This is a genomic window from Kluyvera sichuanensis (assembly GCF_014218705.1).
Lineage (GTDB): Bacteria > Pseudomonadota > Gammaproteobacteria > Enterobacterales > Enterobacteriaceae > Kluyvera > Kluyvera sichuanensis.
Genome location: NZ_JABBJF010000001.1, coordinates 237,960 through 253,773, shown reverse-complemented (window position 1 = coordinate 253,773; position 15,814 = coordinate 237,960). Strand labels below are relative to the sequence as shown.

Below are 15,814 nucleotides of genomic sequence, written 5' to 3'. Positions count from 1 at the left end.
ATTTGCCATAATGCGCGCTACTTTTTCTAAGTGAAGAGATTCTGATGTCCGACAATGTGCAACTTAATGGTCTATGCGACCGTTTTCGTGGGTTTTATCCGGTAGTGATTGATGTGGAAACTGCGGGATTCAATGCCAAAACGGATGCCCTGCTCGAAATAGCGGCAATTACGTTGAAAATGGATGAGCAAGGCTGGCTGATGCCGGACACGACGTTGCATTTCCACGTTGAACCATTTGAAGGCGCTAACCTCGAGCCGGAAGCGCTGGCGTTCAACGGTATCGATCCGAACAACCCGCTGCGCGGCGCGGTCAGCGAGTATGACGCACTGCACGCCATCTTTAAGATGGTGCGCAAAGGCATGAAAGATAGCGACTGCAATCGTGCCATTATGGTGGCGCATAACGCCACCTTCGACCACAGCTTTATGATGGCTGCCGCCGATCGTGCGTCGCTCAAACGTAATCCGTTCCACCCGTTCGTCACCTTCGACACCGCCGCACTGAGCGGGCTGGCATTAGGGCAAACCGTGCTGTCAAAAGCCTGTACCGCGGCGGGCATGGATTTCGACAGCAGCCAGGCGCACTCGGCGCTGTATGACACTGAACAGACCGCCATTCTATTCTGCGAAATCGTCAACCGCTGGAAACGCCTCGGCGGCTGGCCGCTGCCGATATCGACTGAAGAATAGCGGCATAAAAAAAGCGACCTGAAGGTCGCTTTTTTATTTCTATGCCCAATGTCCGGGCAAACCGATTATTCTGCTTTCGGCTCTTCAGCGTATTTCGCCGCAGTCTCTTTAATCAGAGGCTGCAGTTCACCGCGCTGGTACATTTCAATGATGATGTCACAGCCGCCAACCAACTCACCGTCTACCCACAGCTGTGGGAAGGTCGGCCAGTTTGCATATTTCGGCAGCTCGGCACGAATGTCCGGGTTCTGCAGGATGTCGACATAAGCAAAGCGCTCACCGCAGGCAGACAGTGCCTGAACGGCCTGTGCAGAGAAACCGCAGCTAGGCAGTTTCGGGGAACCTTTCATGTACAGCAGGATTGGGTTTTCAGCGATCTGGCGCTGAATTTTTTCAATTGTCTCGCTCATTATCTTGCTTCCTCAAACTTCTTTTTACGGCAGTAGTCTGACATTGTAACGTTTCAGACCCTGAACAGAAAATAACATTTTGTTCACGCATTACTATTTTATCGTCTGAACCGTTAAGTTGCTTTATAAATATGAGTTTATCGGCAGGCTGATGAAAAGCTTGCTCATTATTTGACTCATTATGTATCAAATGATGTTTTTTTTTGCAGTTGCTAACGAAACAACGTTTTATCCTTAAAAACACTATTAACATTTCGTGTTTTTATGGATTAGAATCGTTGGGTTTTGTAAACCATACCCAGGCAAGGACATTTGGCCTGCATCTTACTCAGAGGGTTGTTCAGTGGCGCAGATAAAAAAATGGTCGTTCACGCTCTGTGCATTGCTGTTTACATCGTTATCCTTCACGCCGTTGGCGCATGCTACAGGGCATGCCAAAACCCCAACGGCGCAAAAGTCGCTTCCTGTAAAAAGCAGTGAACGCAAGAAAAAGAACGCGGACAATAAATCTAACGCTAAGAAAAAATCCACTCCGGTTGCCGCTAAGAAGAAAACCACGCCAGCCGTAGCGAAGAAAGCGACTCCAGCCGCCAGCAAATCGAAAACAGCCTCCGCTAAAACCCACGCGAAAAGCAGCGCGGTCAAAACCGCCAGCGTCACCACGACCTGCAAGGTTCGCAAAGGTCACAAGAAGGTCTGCACCACCAGTTCTGTAGAATCCAAACCGATGACCATCGCCGCTGCGCACAAAGTTCGCGTACAGAAAGTACAGAAGACCGCGATGAATAAGCTGATGGGCCAATTAGGAAAACCTTATCGCTGGGGTGGTAACTCCCCTCGTACCGGTTTCGACTGCAGCGGTCTGGTCTATTACGCTTACAAAGATCTGGTCAACATCCGTATTCCCCGTACTGCCAACGAAATGTATCACCTGCGCGATGCCCGCCCGGTTGAACGTGGCGAGCTGGAAAGCGGCGATCTGGTCTTCTTCCGTACTCAGGGCCGCGGCACCGCCGATCACGTTGGCGTGTACGTCGGTAACGGTAAATTTATTCAGTCTCCGCGCACCGGCCAGGACATCCAGATAACGTCACTGAGCGAAGACTATTGGGTCCGTCACTACGTCGGCGCCCGCCGCGTTGTGACACCAAAGACAATTCGTTAATCACTTACCCCGTTTGTTAATAAACGGGGTAAGCTTATCTTTTATCTCACCTTTTAATTTGTTACTCTATCCCTACTTAATACATGGTTATTGAGTGTACAAATATAATAAAGGAGAGTAGCAATGTCGTTCGAATTACCTGCATTACCATATGCCAAAGACGCTCTTGTTCCGCACATTTCCGTGGAAACCCTGGAGTATCATTACGGCAAACACCACCAGACCTATGTCACTAACCTGAACAACCTGATCAAAGGTACGGCGTTTGAAGGCAAAACGCTGGAAGAGATCGTCCGTACCTCTGAAGGCGGCGTGTTCAACAACGCAGCGCAGGTCTGGAACCACACCTTCTACTGGAACTGCCTGGCACCTAATGCCGGTGGCGAACCAACCGGTGCCGTCGCTGATGCGATCGCTAAATCCTTTGGTTCCTTCGCTGAATTCAAAGCACAGTTCACCGATGCCGCAGTGAAAAACTTCGGTGCGGGCTGGACCTGGCTTGTGAAGAAGGCGGATGGTTCCCTGGCTATCGTTTCAACGTCTAACGCGGCAACCCCGCTGACCACCGATGCGAAACCACTGCTGACCGTTGACGTGTGGGAACACGCTTACTACATCGACTACCGCAATGCGCGTCCAAACTATCTGGAGCACTTCTGGGCTCTGGTGAACTGGGCGTTTGTGGCTGAAAATCTGGCGGCGTAAGCAAAAAATAACCCGGCATCGCCATGCTCCGCCGGGTTATCTCGTATCACGCAGAAGGTTTCCCTTCTGCGTTTTTGTTTTTACTGGCTGGCCAGCGCCTCTTCACCGCGTGAACGGCCGCTCAGGAATACCACCAGCAGCGCCAGCGCGGCAACAATCGCCCCCATCACCGGTACAAAGCTGTAACCCAGACCACCGGAGATCACCGCCCCGCCCGCAACCGCACCCAGTGCGTTACCCAGGTTGAACGCCCCGATATTCACCGAGGAAGAAAGGCCCGGAGCTTCGTGTGCCACGCGCATCACGCGCATCTGCAGCGGTGGCACCACCGCGAAGGTTGCAGCCCCCCACACCACCATACTGAACGCCGCGCCCACCTGCGTTTGCGCAAGGAAAGGAATCGCCAGCATGATTGCCATCAGCAGTAGCAGGAAGCCCTTCAGCGTTCCGCTCACCGAACGGTCGGCGAATTTGCCGCCGAGATAGTTACCGATTGAGAAGCCGACGCCAATCAACACCAGCATCAGCGTAATAAACGCTGGCGTGGCGTGAGTTATCGTCCGCAGCACCGGTGAAATATAGGTATAGAGCGTAAACATCGCTCCCGCCCCCAGCACGGTAGTCAGCAGCGCCGACAGCACCTGCGGACGCACCAGCACCGACAGTTCGCGTTTCACGTCCGGTTTTTCACCCGCCCCGCCCTTCGGCAGAGAGAACCACAGCCCCAGGATGGCAATAATGCCAAGGCCTGCCGTTGCCAGGAACGACATCCGCCAGCCGATGGTTTCACCAAGCCAGGTTGCCGCCGGCACGCCGCCGATATTGGCAATCGTCAAGCCCATAAACATGGTCGCCACAGCGCTGGCCTGCTTATGCTTCGGCACCACGCTGGCAGCGACAACGGAACCCAGGCCGAAGAACGCGCCGTGGTTAAGGCTGGTAATAATCCGCGACAGCATCAGCGTGGTGTAGTCCGGCGCCATCGCCGACAATACGTTGCCGAGGGTAAAAATCGCCATCAGGAAGATCAGGGCGTTACGGCGGGCACGATGTGAAAGCAGCAGCGTCATCAGCGGCGCACCAACCATCACCCCTACGGCATAGGCGCTGATCAGCATCCCGGCTGCGGGAATGGAGACGTCCACGCCTTTTGCGATCACCGGCAGGAGCCCCATTGGCGAGAATTCGGTAGTCCCGATGCCAAAGGCCCCGATGGCTAACGCCAGTAAGGGAAAGTTAATTTTCATGCAAATGCTCCGGTTGGCCGCACGACAGACGCGGCATGTCGATAATGGGCAAAAGCATGACATCAATCACATAAAAACAGAAGTGTACAAAACAGCAAAAGATTATTGCTAAACGGGTAACAATCAGACAGGAGGGAGCGGGCGCCCCCTCGCAGAGGAATTAATGCAGTACAGCAGTCAAACTTGCGGCAACGATCAGCGCAAGGGTAATGACGGTGGTGGTGAGTGACATCTTAAGTTCGGTACTCATCAACTTTTCTCCTTTTTATCGCTACAGCAAAACTGAGCTAACTCATTTTTGCACAGTATTGCGCAAAAATCTTCACAGATTTAGCAGGATGTTGGTTTTTACTCTTCCACTTTGCGTCAGGATAAGTCAAAATTCGACGCTTATTTATAAGCGTACCGGCCATTGACCCCCTCCTGTCGTCCTGTATCGTTTTCCCGGCGAATCGCAATCCACAAAATTGCGTCAGGGTGTGTGAAGGCAAACGTTTTCCTTTCGATTTTATCAGGGGCAGGCCAGGGTCTGGAGTGAGATGGAATGGCAACTATTAAAGATGTAGCGAAGCGCGCAAACGTTTCCACTACAACCGTATCACATGTAATTAACAAAACGCGTTTTGTCGCCGAGGAGACGCGTGAAGCCGTTTGGGCGGCGATCAAAGAGTTGCACTACTCTCCGAGCGCCGTTGCCCGCAGCCTGAAGGTGAACCACACCAAATCGATTGGTTTGCTGGCAACCAGCAGCGAAGCGGCCTACTTTGCCGAAATTATCGAAGCCGTTGAGAAAAACTGCTTTGAGAAAGGTTATACCCTGATTCTGGGCAACGCCTGGAATAACCTGGAAAAACAGCGCGCCTACCTGTCGATGATGGCGCAAAAGCGCGTAGATGGCCTGCTGGTCATGTGCTCCGAGTATCCGGAATCCCTGCTGACGATGCTCGAAGAGTACCGTCACATTCCAATGGTGGTAATGGACTGGGGCGAAGCCAAAGCGGACTTCACCGACTCGGTCATTGATAACGCCTTTGAAGGCGGCTATACCGCCGGTCGTTACCTGATTGAGCGTGGTCATCGCGATATCGGTGTGATCCCAGGTCCACTGGAGCGCAACACCGGTGCGGGTCGTCTGGCAGGCTTTATGAAAGCGATGGAAGAAGCGCAGATCAACGTACCGAAGAACTGGATTGTGCAGGGTGACTTCGAGCCCGAATCTGGTTATCGCGCAATGCAGCAGATCCTGTCGCAGCAGCCGCGCCCTACTGCTATCTTCTGCGGTGGTGACATCATGGCGATGGGCGCACTGTGCGCCGCAGATGAAATGGGTCTGCGCGTGCCGCAGGACATTTCGCTGATCGGTTATGATAACGTGCGCAACTCGCGTTTCTTCACCCCGGCGTTGACGACCATTCACCAGCCGAAAGATTCGCTTGGTGAGACGGCGTTTAACATGCTGATGGACCGTATCGTCAGCAAACGCGAGACCTCGCAGTCGATTGAGGTGCATCCGCGTCTTATCGAACGTCGCTCCGTGGCCGACGGCCCGTTCCGCGACTACCGCCGCTAAGCGTTCCCACGGACACCCTACTCGGGTGTCCGCAGCCACTCTTCATTCAGCGTCTCGCTATCCCCCAGATATTCCAGCAGCCAGCTTAATGCCGGAGATGCTTCGCTTTGCTGCCAGGTCAGGCAACAGGCGGCATCCGGGAACGGGTTTTCAAGCTGTAGCGCCACCCACTCCCCGTTTTCCAACCACGGTTGCGCCAGATGTCCCGGCACCATCGCCGCGCAAAGCCCCGCCGAGATACAGGTTTCCGATGAGGCCCAATCCGGCACCACCACGCGCTTCTGGTTATCAAGCAGCCAGGTTGTTCGCTTTGGCAGCGATCGCGAGGTATCTTCACGCACCAGCGACGGCCAGTTGCGCAACACATCATCGCTGAGCGGGCCCTCCATCTGCGCCAGTGGATGGGTACTCGCCACTACGCAGTGCCAGTTGAGCATCCCCATATCACGAAACGCGAAACGGCCACCAACCGGAATCGCCTGGGTGGCACCAATTGCCAGCTCCACGCGACCATCGGCCAGTGCATCCCAGACGCCGTTGAACACCTCCTGATAAACAATCAGCTCCACGTCGCTAAAGTGACGATAGAAATCGACAATCAACTGCCGGGTTCGCTGCGGTTTCACGATATTATCGACGGCAATCGCCAACTGCCCTCGCCAGCCGTTAGCAATTTGCTGGCACTGTTGGCGAGTGATCTGCATTTTTTTGATAACAGACCGCCCCTCCTTCAAAAACCATACGCCAGCGGGAGTAAGCTCAACGTCGCGATGGCGCCGTTCGAACAGGGGCACCGCCAGCCACTCTTCCAGCTGGCGTACCGTATAGCTGACCGCAGAAGGCACGCGGTGCAGTTCCTGAGCAGCGGCGCTAAAGCTACCGTTGCGCGCCACCGCATCAACCACTTCCAGTGAATATTCAGACCACATTTTCTGCCTGCAAAATTTTTGAATGCATGACGCAAATATTAGCGTTTCACAAGCCGTTATGCACTCTCTACACTCAGCGACATCGTTTATTCATGATAAAAAGGGCGAAATTAATGCAACCTGGGAAAGGATTTTTAGTCTGGCTCGCGGGGCTGAGCGTATTGGGCTTTCTGGCTACCGATATGTATCTCCCTGCCTTTGCCGCCATTCAGGAAGACCTGCAAACGCCGGCGTCAGCCGTCAGCGCGAGTCTTAGTCTGTTTCTGGCCGGTTTTGCCGTCGCGCAGCTCCTCTGGGGGCCGCTGTCAGACCGCTACGGTCGTAAGCCGATTCTGCTGTCCGGGTTAGCCATTTTCGCTATCGGCTGCATTGGCATGCTGTGGGTGCGCGATGGCACCACGCTGCTGGTCCTGCGTTTTGTACAGGCCGTCGGCGTTTGCGCTGCGGCGGTGACCTGGCAGGCGATGGTCACCGACTACTATCCCGCTCAGCGCACCAACCGCATTTTTGCCACCATCATGCCGCTGGTTGGGCTCTCTCCGGCGCTCGCCCCGCTGCTGGGTAGCTGGCTGCTGGCGCACTTTGACTGGCAGGCCATCTTCGCCACGCTGTTTATTATCACCCTGGTACTGATGCTCCCGGCGTTCCGCCTCAAGCCTGCGCACAAAAAAAATGCCACTAGCGAAGAAAAGCTGACCTTTATGCGCCTGCTGCGCAGTAAAGACTATCGCGGCAACGTGCTGATTTACGCCGCCTGTTCGGCGAGCTTCTTCGCCTGGCTGACCGGTTCACCGTTCATCTTACATGAGATGGGCTACAGCCCGACGGTCATTGGCCTGAGCTATGTGCCGCAAACCATCGCCTTCCTGATTGGCGGCTACGGCTGTCGCGCCGCGCTGCAAAAATGGCGTGGTGCCCAGATGCTGCCGTGGCTGCTGGTTATCTACGCGCTGAGCGTGGTGGGTACCTGGGCCGTGGGTCTGGCAGAAAACGCCTCGTTGACCGCCCTGCTGATTCCGTTCTGCGTGATGGCCATTGCCAACGGCGCGATTTATCCGATCGTCGTCGCTCAGGCGCTGAAGCCTTTCCCACAGGCAACAGGCCGTGCTGCTGCATTACAAAACACGCTGCAGTTAGGGCTCTGTTTCCTGGCAAGCCTTGCGGTATCCACATTGATTGCCACGCCGCTGCTGACCACCACCAGCGTGATGCTGGTGACCGTGCTGCTCGCAGGCGTCGGCTACTGGATGCAACTCGCCGCTCGTCGCGCTGAACGTGAAATAGAACACGCCACTTCTCACGCCTAAACATCACTCATATCAATATCCCAGAAAATGATTAGGGCGCTAAGATTTTTAGTTGAATCAACAAACTTAGCGTCCTATACTGGATCCGCATCACATAAATAATATAGATTGAACTTATTAAGCGGGAGCAGGATAGCTTCCCGTTGAACCATGGATTGGCTTTCGGCAAGGGATTCTTCCCTTCCTCTGTGCTACGTCGGATAGCAGGCTCACGAATTTCGTGAGATTTCTCACAAACCCAAAAAAAGCGTCTACGCTGTTTTAAGGTTCTGATCATCAGGTCGGGATGGAGAAGCTATGAGCTCATCGTGTATAGAAGAAGTTAGTGTACCGGATGACGACTGGTATCGTATTGTCAGCGAGCTGCTAGGCCGCGCAGGCATTGAAGTAAACGGCAATGCTCCCTGCGATATACAAGTCAGAAATCCTCGGTTGTTTAAACGCGTGTTACAAGAAGGTTCGCTGGGTCTTGGCGAAAGTTATATGGACGGTTGGTGGGAATGCGATCGTCTGGATATCTTCTTCGACAAGGTGCTGCGCGCCGGATTAGAAACGCAACTCCCTCACCATATTAAAGACACGCTTCGCATTGCCGGCGCGCGTCTGTTTAATCTGCAAAGCCGTCGTCGTGCCTGGCAGGTCGGTAAAGAACATTACGACCTGGGCAACGATCTCTTCAGCCGCATGCTCGACCCCTATATGCAATACTCCTGCGGTTACTGGAAAGATGCCCAGACGCTGGAAGAGGCGCAGCAGGCTAAGCTTGATCTCATCTGCCAAAAACTGCAGCTAAAACCCGGAATGCGCGTGCTGGACATCGGCTGCGGCTGGGGCGGTCTGGCAGCGTTTATGGCCAGAAACTACGACGTCACCGTCAAGGGCGTGACCATTTCAGCGGAACAGCAGAAAATGGCCCAGGCCCGCTGCGAGGGGCTGGACGTCGAGATCCTGCTGCAGGATTACCGCGACCTTAACGACCAGTTTGACCGCATTGTTTCCGTCGGGATGTTCGAGCACGTTGGTCCGAAAAACTATGACACCTATTTTTCCGTCGTCGACAAAAATCTGAAACCCGACGGACTGTTTTTACTGCACACTATCGGCTCGAAGAAAACAGACAATAATGTCGATCCCTGGATCAACAAATACATCTTTCCGAATGGCTGTTTACCCTCAGTACGCCAGATTGCGCACGCCAGCGAACCTCACTTTGTGATGGAAGACTGGCACAACTTTGGCGCTGACTACGATACGACGTTGATGGCATGGCATGAACGCTTCCTCGAATGCTGGCCGGAAATCGCGGACAACTATTCTGAACGATTCAAACGCATGTTTAGCTACTATCTCAATGCCTGCGCGGGTGCTTTCCGCGCGCGAGATATTCAGCTCTGGCAGGTGATGTTCTCCCGCGGCGTCGAGAGCGGTTTGCGCGTCGCCCGCTAGTCACTTCACGTCTGCGCCGCACTGGCGCAGACGCTTTTATCCCCTTTCGCCGCTTCGGCAATAGCCAATGCAGCGGTCTATCCAGCGCAGCATCCCTTCCTGACGTTCAATCGCCCCTTCCAGCACGATAAAATCGCCAAAACGATCGCTATCCAGCGGCGGCACCTGCGGATACTGTTCCATGGTTTTTTGCAGCACGTGAAGCCGCTCCAGGTGCTGCATCCGCTGATTTTCCAGCAGATGGATACGGGTAGTGAGATCCAGATAACTGGAAAAGTACATCCGCACCCGAAACACGTCCTTTGCCGTTTTCTCAATTGGCTCATCTTTATGCAGCCACTGCATCAGCGCCTGATGCCCGGCCTCGGTGATGCTGTACTTCTTCTTCTCCAGAATATCGCCGCTGATCTCAATATCGTAAGTCACCAGCCCCTCGTTAAACATGCTCTTCAGCTCGCCATAAATCTGGCTGTGTTTGGCATGCCAGAATTTGGCTAACTCATGGTTAAACGCTTTGCTGATGTCATATCCGGTCATCGCCGTCCGGTTTAACAAGCCAAGAATGGCATAGGTTAAAACTTTCATTGTGCCCTACCTGATGTTTTTCCCCGCTGAGTATACCACGCCGCGCCGTCATATCCGCTTTGATCAACATGTCAAAACAAACATGTAAACATTGACATGTTTATTAGTGTGGATTAGCGTCGTTAGCAGTTTGCTTTAACGTGTCAGCTTGTTAATAAAATATTGATTTAGTTAATGAACACCAAAATTACGGTTAAGGATGAAAAATGGATTACTCAAGGAAACGGTGGTGGATCCTCACCGCCAGCTGCTTTATCAACCTCTGCGTCGGGTCGATGTACGCCTGGAGCATTTTCGCCTCCCCGATGGCGGAGTACCTTTCCGGGCTGCACGGCAGCACAATCAGTTCGGCAAACCTGGCGATTGTGTTCGTAGTCTGTAACTCGGTCGGCCCCATCACCATGATTACCGGCGGTAAAATCAACGACACGCTGGGTCCGAAACTGGTGATTTTCATCGGCGGTCTGATGTTTGGCGGCGGCATGATCCTCTGCGGTTATGCCACCGAAGTCAGCCATCTGGTGTGGGCCTATGGCATCCTCACCGGCCTGGGCCTCGGTATGGTCTATGGGGCGACCATCAGTACCTCAATCAAGTTTTTCCCAGATAAACGCGGCTTCGTTGGCGGCATCACCACCGCGCTGTTTGGTATCAGTTCGGTTATTATCCCCCCCATTGCCGCGTGGATTACCGCTGAGGCGGGTATTCTCGCCGCCTTTAAAATTATTGGCCTGACCTTCGCGGTCATCGTCTGCGCCTGCGCTTTCGTGATGGAAAAATGCCCGGACGGCTTTACGCCGGCAGGCTGGCAAGCAGCGCAGGGCACAAAGCTGGGCGGTGTCTCCCCCGACAAAAACTGGCGGAAGATGCTGTGCACTCCCAACTTCTATCTGATGCTGGTCATGCTGACCTGCGGCGCCGTGGCCGGGCTGATGTGCATTTCACTCGCGTCACCGCTGGCCAGGTTGATGATAGGGATGTCAACCGCCGCCGCCACGCTCGCCGTCTCCGTACTGGCTCTGTTTAACGTGCTGGGGCGGGTGCTCGCCGGAGTCGTTTCCGACAAAATTGGCCGCATCAATACGCTGATGCTGGCCTGCATCCTTTCCCTGCCCGGCCTCTACTTGCTCTATCTAGCAGGCCCCGGCGACAACCTACTGTTTTATGTTGGTATCTCAATCATCGGCCTGTGCTTCGGCGCGTTTATGGGCGTCTTTCCCGGTTTTACCGCCGATCAATTCGGCGCGCGCTTCAACAGCGTCAATTTCGGCATCATGTTTTGCGGCTTCGCCATCGCCGGCTACGTCGGCCCGACCATCATGAGCGCCACCTTCGCAAGCAGCCACAGCTACAAAGCCGCATTCCCCATCGGCATGGCCTTTAGCGTCGCCGCGCTGCTGCTGGCGCTTATCTTCCGCGCGACCAATAAACACGCACAGTTTCAGTAAGTTCTGGAGAACACACTATGTCTATCACCCGCAAATACCCACACCTCTGCCAGCCCATTAAAATTGGCAACGTCTATTTCCGTAACCGGATGTTCGGCGCACCGATGGGCGGCACCGACATCACTGCCGACTGCACCATCGGCCCGGCCTCCACCGCCTTCTACGAAAACCGTGCCAAAGGCGGCGTGGCGAACGTCACCGTCAGCGAACTGGTGGTGCATCCGAAAACCGAAGGCTCGCATATGTTTCATCTGGATCTGCAAACGCCGGGCTCGCTCGCCAGCTTTACCTACACCGCCGACGCTATTCGCCGCCACGGCGCGATTGCCAGCGTGGAGCTTTCACATTCGGGCCAGTATGCGGGTACCTATCTGACGGATAAAAATCAGAAAGAGGGTCTTTATCAATGGGGGCCAAGCCAGGGCACGCGCCCTGATGGACGCGAGGTGCACGAGCTGACCGAAGCGTTAATTGCTGAGATTGTCGAAGCCTACGGTGAGAAAGCGGCGTTGGCTAAGCGTGCCGGATTCGAGATGGTGATGGTACATGGCGGCCACGGCTGGCTTATCAACCAGTTCCTTTCGCCGTGGTTTAATAAACGCACCGACGGTTACGGTGGCTCGCGGGAGAATCGCGTGCGCTTTGCCATTGAAGTCCTGCAAAGCGTGCGACGCGCGGTGGGCGACGGTTTTCCTATCGAGTTTCGCATGAGCGGGTCTGAGCTTTTCGACGGGGGTTACGACCTGGCGGAAGGGATTGAAATCGCCAAACTGCTGGAGCGCCATGTCGATATCCTGCACGTCTCCGCGGGTACCTATCAGCGTGGATTTGGACTCACTCACCCGTCAATGTTCCTGCCACACGGCAGCAACGTCTATCTGGCAGCGGAAATTAAAAAACACGTCAGCGTGCCGGTCGCTACGGTCGGCGGCCTTAACGATCCGCAGATGATGGAGGAGATTATCGCCTCCGGGCAGGCCGATATCGTCGAGATGGCGCGTGCCCTGCTCGCCGACCCGGCGCTGCCGAATAAAGTGATGGCCAACCAGGACGACACCATTATTCGCTGCCTGCGCTGTTTTACCTGTATGGCCGAACGTGCTGAAACCTCAACCCGCCGCTGCACCGTTAACCCACTGATTGGCCGCGAACGCGACGGCCTTGAGATCCCTCGCGCGCCCCAGCGCAAAAAAGTGCTGGTCGTTGGCGCAGGTCCCGGCGGCCTGCAGGCGGCATGGACCGCCGCGCGCCGTGGTCACGAGGTGGTGCTGTGTGAGAAGAACCACGAAGTGGGCGGCATTCTTATCGGTGAGCAGGCCATCGACTTTAAATACGAGATGTACCAGCTTGGCCAAACGCTCGGCAAACTGTGCGCCGATGCCGGGGTGGATATTCGCCTGAATACGCCGGTGACGCCGGAACTTGCCGACAGCATTCACCCCGATGCGCTGATTATTGCCGCTGGCTCAGAGGCCAACGTACCGCCAATTGCGGGTATCCATCATCGTAACGTGGTGCTGATTAACGATTACCACCACCATCAAGATGAGATCGACGATGACGTCGTGGTTCTCGGCGGCGGGCTAGCAGGATGCGAGGTGGCGATTCACCTGGCGCGTCAGCATAAGCGGGTTAAGCTGGTTGAAATGAATGCTCAACTGTCGCCCGATGCCAACATTCGCCATCGCCCGCTGCTGCTGGCTGAAATCGAAAAATCAGGGATCGCGGTCTATACCGAACATCGCGCGCTGGCGATTAATGATGACGGCGTACGCTGTGAGAACGCGCGAGGTGAGCAGGTGAACATTAGCGGGAAATCGGTGATTTGTGCGCTGGGGCAGCGTTCACGCCATGAGGTGATTGAAGCACTGCGCGACTGCGCGCCGTGGGTTGCTCAGGTTGGTGACTGCGTGAAGGTATCGACGATTACGACGGCCATCTATCAAGGGCATCATGCGGCGATGGACGTATAGATGAAAACGCCCGGCGCGAACTGCGCCGGGCAGATTTTTGGATTATTCCGCCGCAGCCTGCTGCGCTGCCGCTTCTTTTGCCGCCATCACGCGCTCAACGGTATCCACTACCGCCTGCGTTTGCGGGTCGATTTCGATGTTCACGCGGTCGCCCAGGCGTTTTTTACCCAGCGTGGTGCGCTCCAGCGTTTCCGGGATCAGGTGGACGCAGAAACGCGTGGCCGTCACTTCACCGACCGTCAGGCTGATACCGTCGATACCGATGAAACCCTTATACAGGACATACTTCATCAGCGTCGGGTCCTGGATTTTAAACCAGATCTGCTTATTGTTTTCGGAGGTCAGGATTTTAGACACTTCCGCCGTGGTCATAATATGACCCGACATTAAATGACCGCCAATCTCATCGCTGAACTTCGCCGCACGCTCAACGTTGACCAGGTCGCCCTCTTTCACATCGCCCAGATTGGTAATACGCAGGGTCTCTTTCATCAGGTCGAAACTGATCTGGTCGCCGTTAATTTCCGTGACCGTTAAGCAGCAGCCGTTGTGTGCAACCGATGCGCCCGTCTCAAGGCCAGCCAGCATGTGTTCCGGCAGCGCCACAACGTGGGTACGGAAGTTCGGTTTCTCATCAATGGACACGATTTTTGCCGTGCCCTGCACAATACCAGTGAACATGCAGTTAACTCCTGTTGATAATCATTACGGTACGTCTACCGATTCGTCTGCTACGCACAATAGCAGTTGAGAAAACAGGTTGCTACCTTCCCCGGCGCTCCACCTATTTTTTGACTAGATTAAAAGCAAATCCTCGCTACAATAATGGAGCAAATCCTCTATTTATTCTTCTTGCTGCCGGTTAAGGCGGCTTTTCTGTCTCCCGTACCCGGCGTACGGCGAGAATAAATAACAACAATACAGGTGTTCACGTGCAGAAGTACTTTAGTGAAGCGCGGCAGTTATTAGCGCTGGCTATCCCGGTTATCCTCGCGCAGGTTGCTCAAACCTCGATGGGCTTTGTCGATACGGTTATGGCGGGCGGCTACAGCGCCACCGACATGGCCGCCGTCGCCATCGGTACCTCTATCTGGCTGCCAGCGATCCTCTTTGGTCACGGCTTACTGCTGGCCCTCACCCCGGTGATTGCCCAGCTCAACGGCTCTGGTCGCCGAGACCGTATCGCGCAGCAGGTTCGTCAGGGCTTCTGGCTGGCTGGGCTTGTCTCCGTATTAATCATGGTCGTGCTGTGGAACGCGGGGTATATCATCCGCTCAATGCATAACATTGACCCAGCGCTGGCGGATAAAGCGGTCGGCTACCTGCGCGCCCTGTTATGGGGAGCCCCTGGCTACCTGTGCTTCCAGGTGGCGCGTAACCAGTGTGAAGGGCTGGCGAAAACCAAGCCCGGCATGGTGATGGGCTTTATTGGTCTGCTGGTTAACATTCCGGTCAACTATATCTTTATCTACGGCCACTTCGGCATGCCGGAACTTGGCGGCGTGGGCTGCGGCGTTGCCACTGCCTCGGTCTACTGGGTGATGTTCTTCAGCATGTTCTACTACGTCCGCCATGCGGGCTCAATGCGCGATATCCGCAATAAAGAGCGTTTTTCCCGCCCGGATACGGCCATCCTGAAACGTCTGGTTTCTCTGGGATTGCCCATCGCGCTGGCGCTGTTCTTTGAAGTCACGCTGTTCGCCGTGGTAGCGCTGCTGGTCTCCCCACTGGGGATCGTCGACGTTGCTGGTCACCAAATTGCGCTGAACTTTAGCTCGCTGATGTTCGTACTGCCAATGTCGTTGGCGGCGGCGGTGACCATCCGCGTGGGCTTCCGTCTTGGGCAGGGTTCTACGCCGGATGCGCAGGTTTCTGCGCGTACCGGGCTCGGCGTCGGCGTGTGCATGGCGATGTGTACGGCCATTTTTACCACCCTGATGCGTACGCATATCGCGCTGCTGTACAACGATAATCCAGAAGTGGTGACGCTTGCCGCCCAATTGATGTTACTAGCGGCGCTGTATCAGATTTCTGACTCGGTGCAGGTTATCGGCAGCGGTATTCTGCGTGGTTATAAAGATACCCGTTCGATCTTCTTTATTACCTTTATCGCTTACTGGGTGCTGGGGCTGCCGTGCGGCTACGTGCTGGCGCTGACCGATATCGTGGTTCCGCGAATGGGCCCGGCGGGCTTCTGGTGGGGCTTTATTATTGGTCTGACGTCGGCGGCGGTGCTGATGATGCTGAGAATGCGTTTCCTGCAGCGCCAACCAGATGTGGTGATTCTTCAGCGCGCCTCGCGTTAACCATCCCGGCGGCGCTTCGCCTGGCCGGGCT

15 protein-coding genes are annotated in these 15,814 nt (G+C 54.9%); 9 read left to right on the top strand and 6 right to left on the bottom strand.

Translation table 11 applies throughout. From position 1 onward, the window contains the following. Nucleotides 1-44: 44 nt before the first annotated feature. Entirely contained in the window at nucleotides 45-692 is a 648-nt protein-coding gene (rnt, locus tag HII27_RS01230; protein WP_185666150.1) for a ribonuclease T, read from the top strand. A 65-nt stretch (nucleotides 693-757) separates the two neighbouring features. On the opposite strand, the gene HII27_RS01225 is transcribed toward rnt, so the two are convergent. After that, nucleotides 758-1,102 carry a Grx4 family monothiol glutaredoxin gene (locus HII27_RS01225; protein WP_035896299.1) on the bottom strand — a complete coding sequence of 115 codons (345 nt, stop codon included), beginning with the start codon at nucleotides 1,100-1,102 and terminating at the stop codon, nucleotides 758-760. A 343-nt stretch (nucleotides 1,103-1,445) separates the two neighbouring features. Here HII27_RS01225 and HII27_RS01220 point away from each other — a divergent pair, with 343 nt between their 5' ends. Together HII27_RS01220 and sodB are read left to right on the top strand one after the other, a co-directional pair. Next, entirely contained in the window at nucleotides 1,446-2,267 is an 822-nt protein-coding gene (locus HII27_RS01220) for a C40 family peptidase (RefSeq protein ID WP_185666149.1), read from the top strand. Nucleotides 2,268-2,390: 123 nt separating this feature from the next. Next, nucleotides 2,391-2,972, top strand: coding sequence for a superoxide dismutase [Fe] (sodB, locus tag HII27_RS01215; protein ID WP_185666148.1), 582 nt, complete (start codon nucleotides 2,391-2,393; stop codon nucleotides 2,970-2,972). 80 nt (nucleotides 2,973-3,052) lie between these two features. On the opposite strand, the gene HII27_RS01210 is transcribed toward sodB, so the two are convergent. Both HII27_RS01210 and cydH read right to left on the bottom strand, forming a co-directional pair. Then, entirely contained in the window at nucleotides 3,053-4,219 is a 1,167-nt protein-coding gene (locus HII27_RS01210; protein WP_185666147.1) for an MFS transporter, read from the bottom strand. A gap of 160 nt (nucleotides 4,220-4,379) precedes the next feature. Then, nucleotides 4,380-4,469, bottom strand: coding sequence for a cytochrome bd-I oxidase subunit CydH (cydH, locus tag HII27_RS01205; protein WP_185666146.1), 90 nt, complete (start codon nucleotides 4,467-4,469; stop codon nucleotides 4,380-4,382). A 294-nt stretch (nucleotides 4,470-4,763) separates the two neighbouring features. On the opposite strand from cydH, the gene purR reads away from it, so the two are divergent. Next, entirely contained in the window at nucleotides 4,764-5,789 is a 1,026-nt protein-coding gene (gene purR / locus HII27_RS01200; protein ID WP_185666145.1) for an HTH-type transcriptional repressor PurR, read from the top strand. 17 nt (nucleotides 5,790-5,806) lie between these two features. Here purR and punR read toward each other — a convergent pair whose 3' ends face one another. Then, entirely contained in the window at nucleotides 5,807-6,718 is a 912-nt protein-coding gene (gene punR, locus HII27_RS01195) for a DNA-binding transcriptional activator PunR (RefSeq protein ID WP_185666144.1), read from the bottom strand. A 113-nt stretch (nucleotides 6,719-6,831) separates the two neighbouring features. Between punR and punC the strand changes: the two genes are divergently transcribed. Together punC and cfa are read left to right on the top strand one after the other, a co-directional pair. Further along, on the top strand, nucleotides 6,832-8,025 hold the full coding sequence (punC, locus tag HII27_RS01190; RefSeq protein ID WP_185666143.1) for a purine nucleoside transporter PunC: 1,194 nt from the start codon (nucleotides 6,832-6,834) through the stop codon (nucleotides 8,023-8,025). A gap of 297 nt (nucleotides 8,026-8,322) precedes the next feature. Then, nucleotides 8,323-9,471 carry a cyclopropane fatty acyl phospholipid synthase gene (gene cfa, locus HII27_RS01185; protein ID WP_185666142.1) on the top strand — a complete coding sequence of 383 codons (1,149 nt, stop codon included), beginning with the start codon at nucleotides 8,323-8,325 and terminating at the stop codon, nucleotides 9,469-9,471. Between the two features lie 36 nt (nucleotides 9,472-9,507). Here cfa and HII27_RS01180 read toward each other — a convergent pair whose 3' ends face one another. After that, the gene (locus HII27_RS01180; protein ID WP_185666141.1) at nucleotides 9,508-10,056 is read right to left on the bottom strand and encodes a PadR family transcriptional regulator; all 549 of its coding nucleotides are present in this window, start codon (nucleotides 10,054-10,056) and stop codon (nucleotides 9,508-9,510) included. Between the two features lie 206 nt (nucleotides 10,057-10,262). Between HII27_RS01180 and HII27_RS01175 the strand changes: the two genes are divergently transcribed. Together HII27_RS01175 and HII27_RS01170 are read left to right on the top strand one after the other, a co-directional pair. After that, the gene (locus HII27_RS01175) at nucleotides 10,263-11,504 is read left to right on the top strand and encodes an L-lactate MFS transporter (protein WP_185666140.1); all 1,242 of its coding nucleotides are present in this window, start codon (nucleotides 10,263-10,265) and stop codon (nucleotides 11,502-11,504) included. 17 nt (nucleotides 11,505-11,521) lie between these two features. Then, the gene (locus HII27_RS01170) at nucleotides 11,522-13,477 is read left to right on the top strand and encodes an NAD(P)/FAD-dependent oxidoreductase (protein ID WP_191091954.1); all 1,956 of its coding nucleotides are present in this window, start codon (nucleotides 11,522-11,524) and stop codon (nucleotides 13,475-13,477) included. A 42-nt stretch (nucleotides 13,478-13,519) separates the two neighbouring features. Here HII27_RS01170 and HII27_RS01165 read toward each other — a convergent pair whose 3' ends face one another. After that, entirely contained in the window at nucleotides 13,520-14,158 is a 639-nt protein-coding gene (locus HII27_RS01165) for a riboflavin synthase subunit alpha (RefSeq protein WP_185666139.1), read from the bottom strand. A gap of 251 nt (nucleotides 14,159-14,409) precedes the next feature. On the opposite strand from HII27_RS01165, the gene mdtK reads away from it, so the two are divergent. After that, nucleotides 14,410-15,783: an MdtK family multidrug efflux MATE transporter gene (gene mdtK, locus HII27_RS01160; RefSeq protein WP_185666138.1), complete on the top strand. Its 1,374-nt coding sequence runs from the start codon at nucleotides 14,410-14,412 to the stop codon at nucleotides 15,781-15,783. Nucleotides 15,784-15,814 lie beyond the last annotated feature (31 nt).

Excerpts from the sequence above, each read along its gene's own strand:
- rnt (WP_185666150.1), top strand. The coding sequence starts at position 45 with ATGTCCGACAATGTGCAACTTAATGGTCTATGCGACCGTTTTCGTGGG.
- HII27_RS01225 (WP_035896299.1), bottom strand. The coding sequence starts at position 1,102 with ATGAGCGAGACAATTGAAAAAATTCAGCGCCAGATCGCTGAAAACCCA.
- sodB (WP_185666148.1), top strand. The coding sequence starts at position 2,391 with ATGTCGTTCGAATTACCTGCATTACCATATGCCAAAGACGCTCTTGTT.
- HII27_RS01210 (WP_185666147.1), bottom strand. The coding sequence starts at position 4,219 with ATGAAAATTAACTTTCCCTTACTGGCGTTAGCCATCGGGGCCTTTGGC.
- cydH (WP_185666146.1), bottom strand. The coding sequence starts at position 4,469 with ATGAGTACCGAACTTAAGATGTCACTCACCACCACCGTCATTACCCTT.
- purR (WP_185666145.1), top strand. The coding sequence starts at position 4,764 with ATGGCAACTATTAAAGATGTAGCGAAGCGCGCAAACGTTTCCACTACA.
- punR (WP_185666144.1), bottom strand. The coding sequence starts at position 6,718 with ATGTGGTCTGAATATTCACTGGAAGTGGTTGATGCGGTGGCGCGCAAC.
- punC (WP_185666143.1), top strand. The coding sequence starts at position 6,832 with ATGCAACCTGGGAAAGGATTTTTAGTCTGGCTCGCGGGGCTGAGCGTA.
- cfa (WP_185666142.1), top strand. The coding sequence starts at position 8,323 with ATGAGCTCATCGTGTATAGAAGAAGTTAGTGTACCGGATGACGACTGG.
- HII27_RS01180 (WP_185666141.1), bottom strand. The coding sequence starts at position 10,056 with ATGAAAGTTTTAACCTATGCCATTCTTGGCTTGTTAAACCGGACGGCG.
- HII27_RS01175 (WP_185666140.1), top strand. The coding sequence starts at position 10,263 with ATGGATTACTCAAGGAAACGGTGGTGGATCCTCACCGCCAGCTGCTTT.
- HII27_RS01170 (WP_191091954.1), top strand. The coding sequence starts at position 11,522 with ATGTCTATCACCCGCAAATACCCACACCTCTGCCAGCCCATTAAAATT.
- HII27_RS01165 (WP_185666139.1), bottom strand. The coding sequence starts at position 14,158 with ATGTTCACTGGTATTGTGCAGGGCACGGCAAAAATCGTGTCCATTGAT.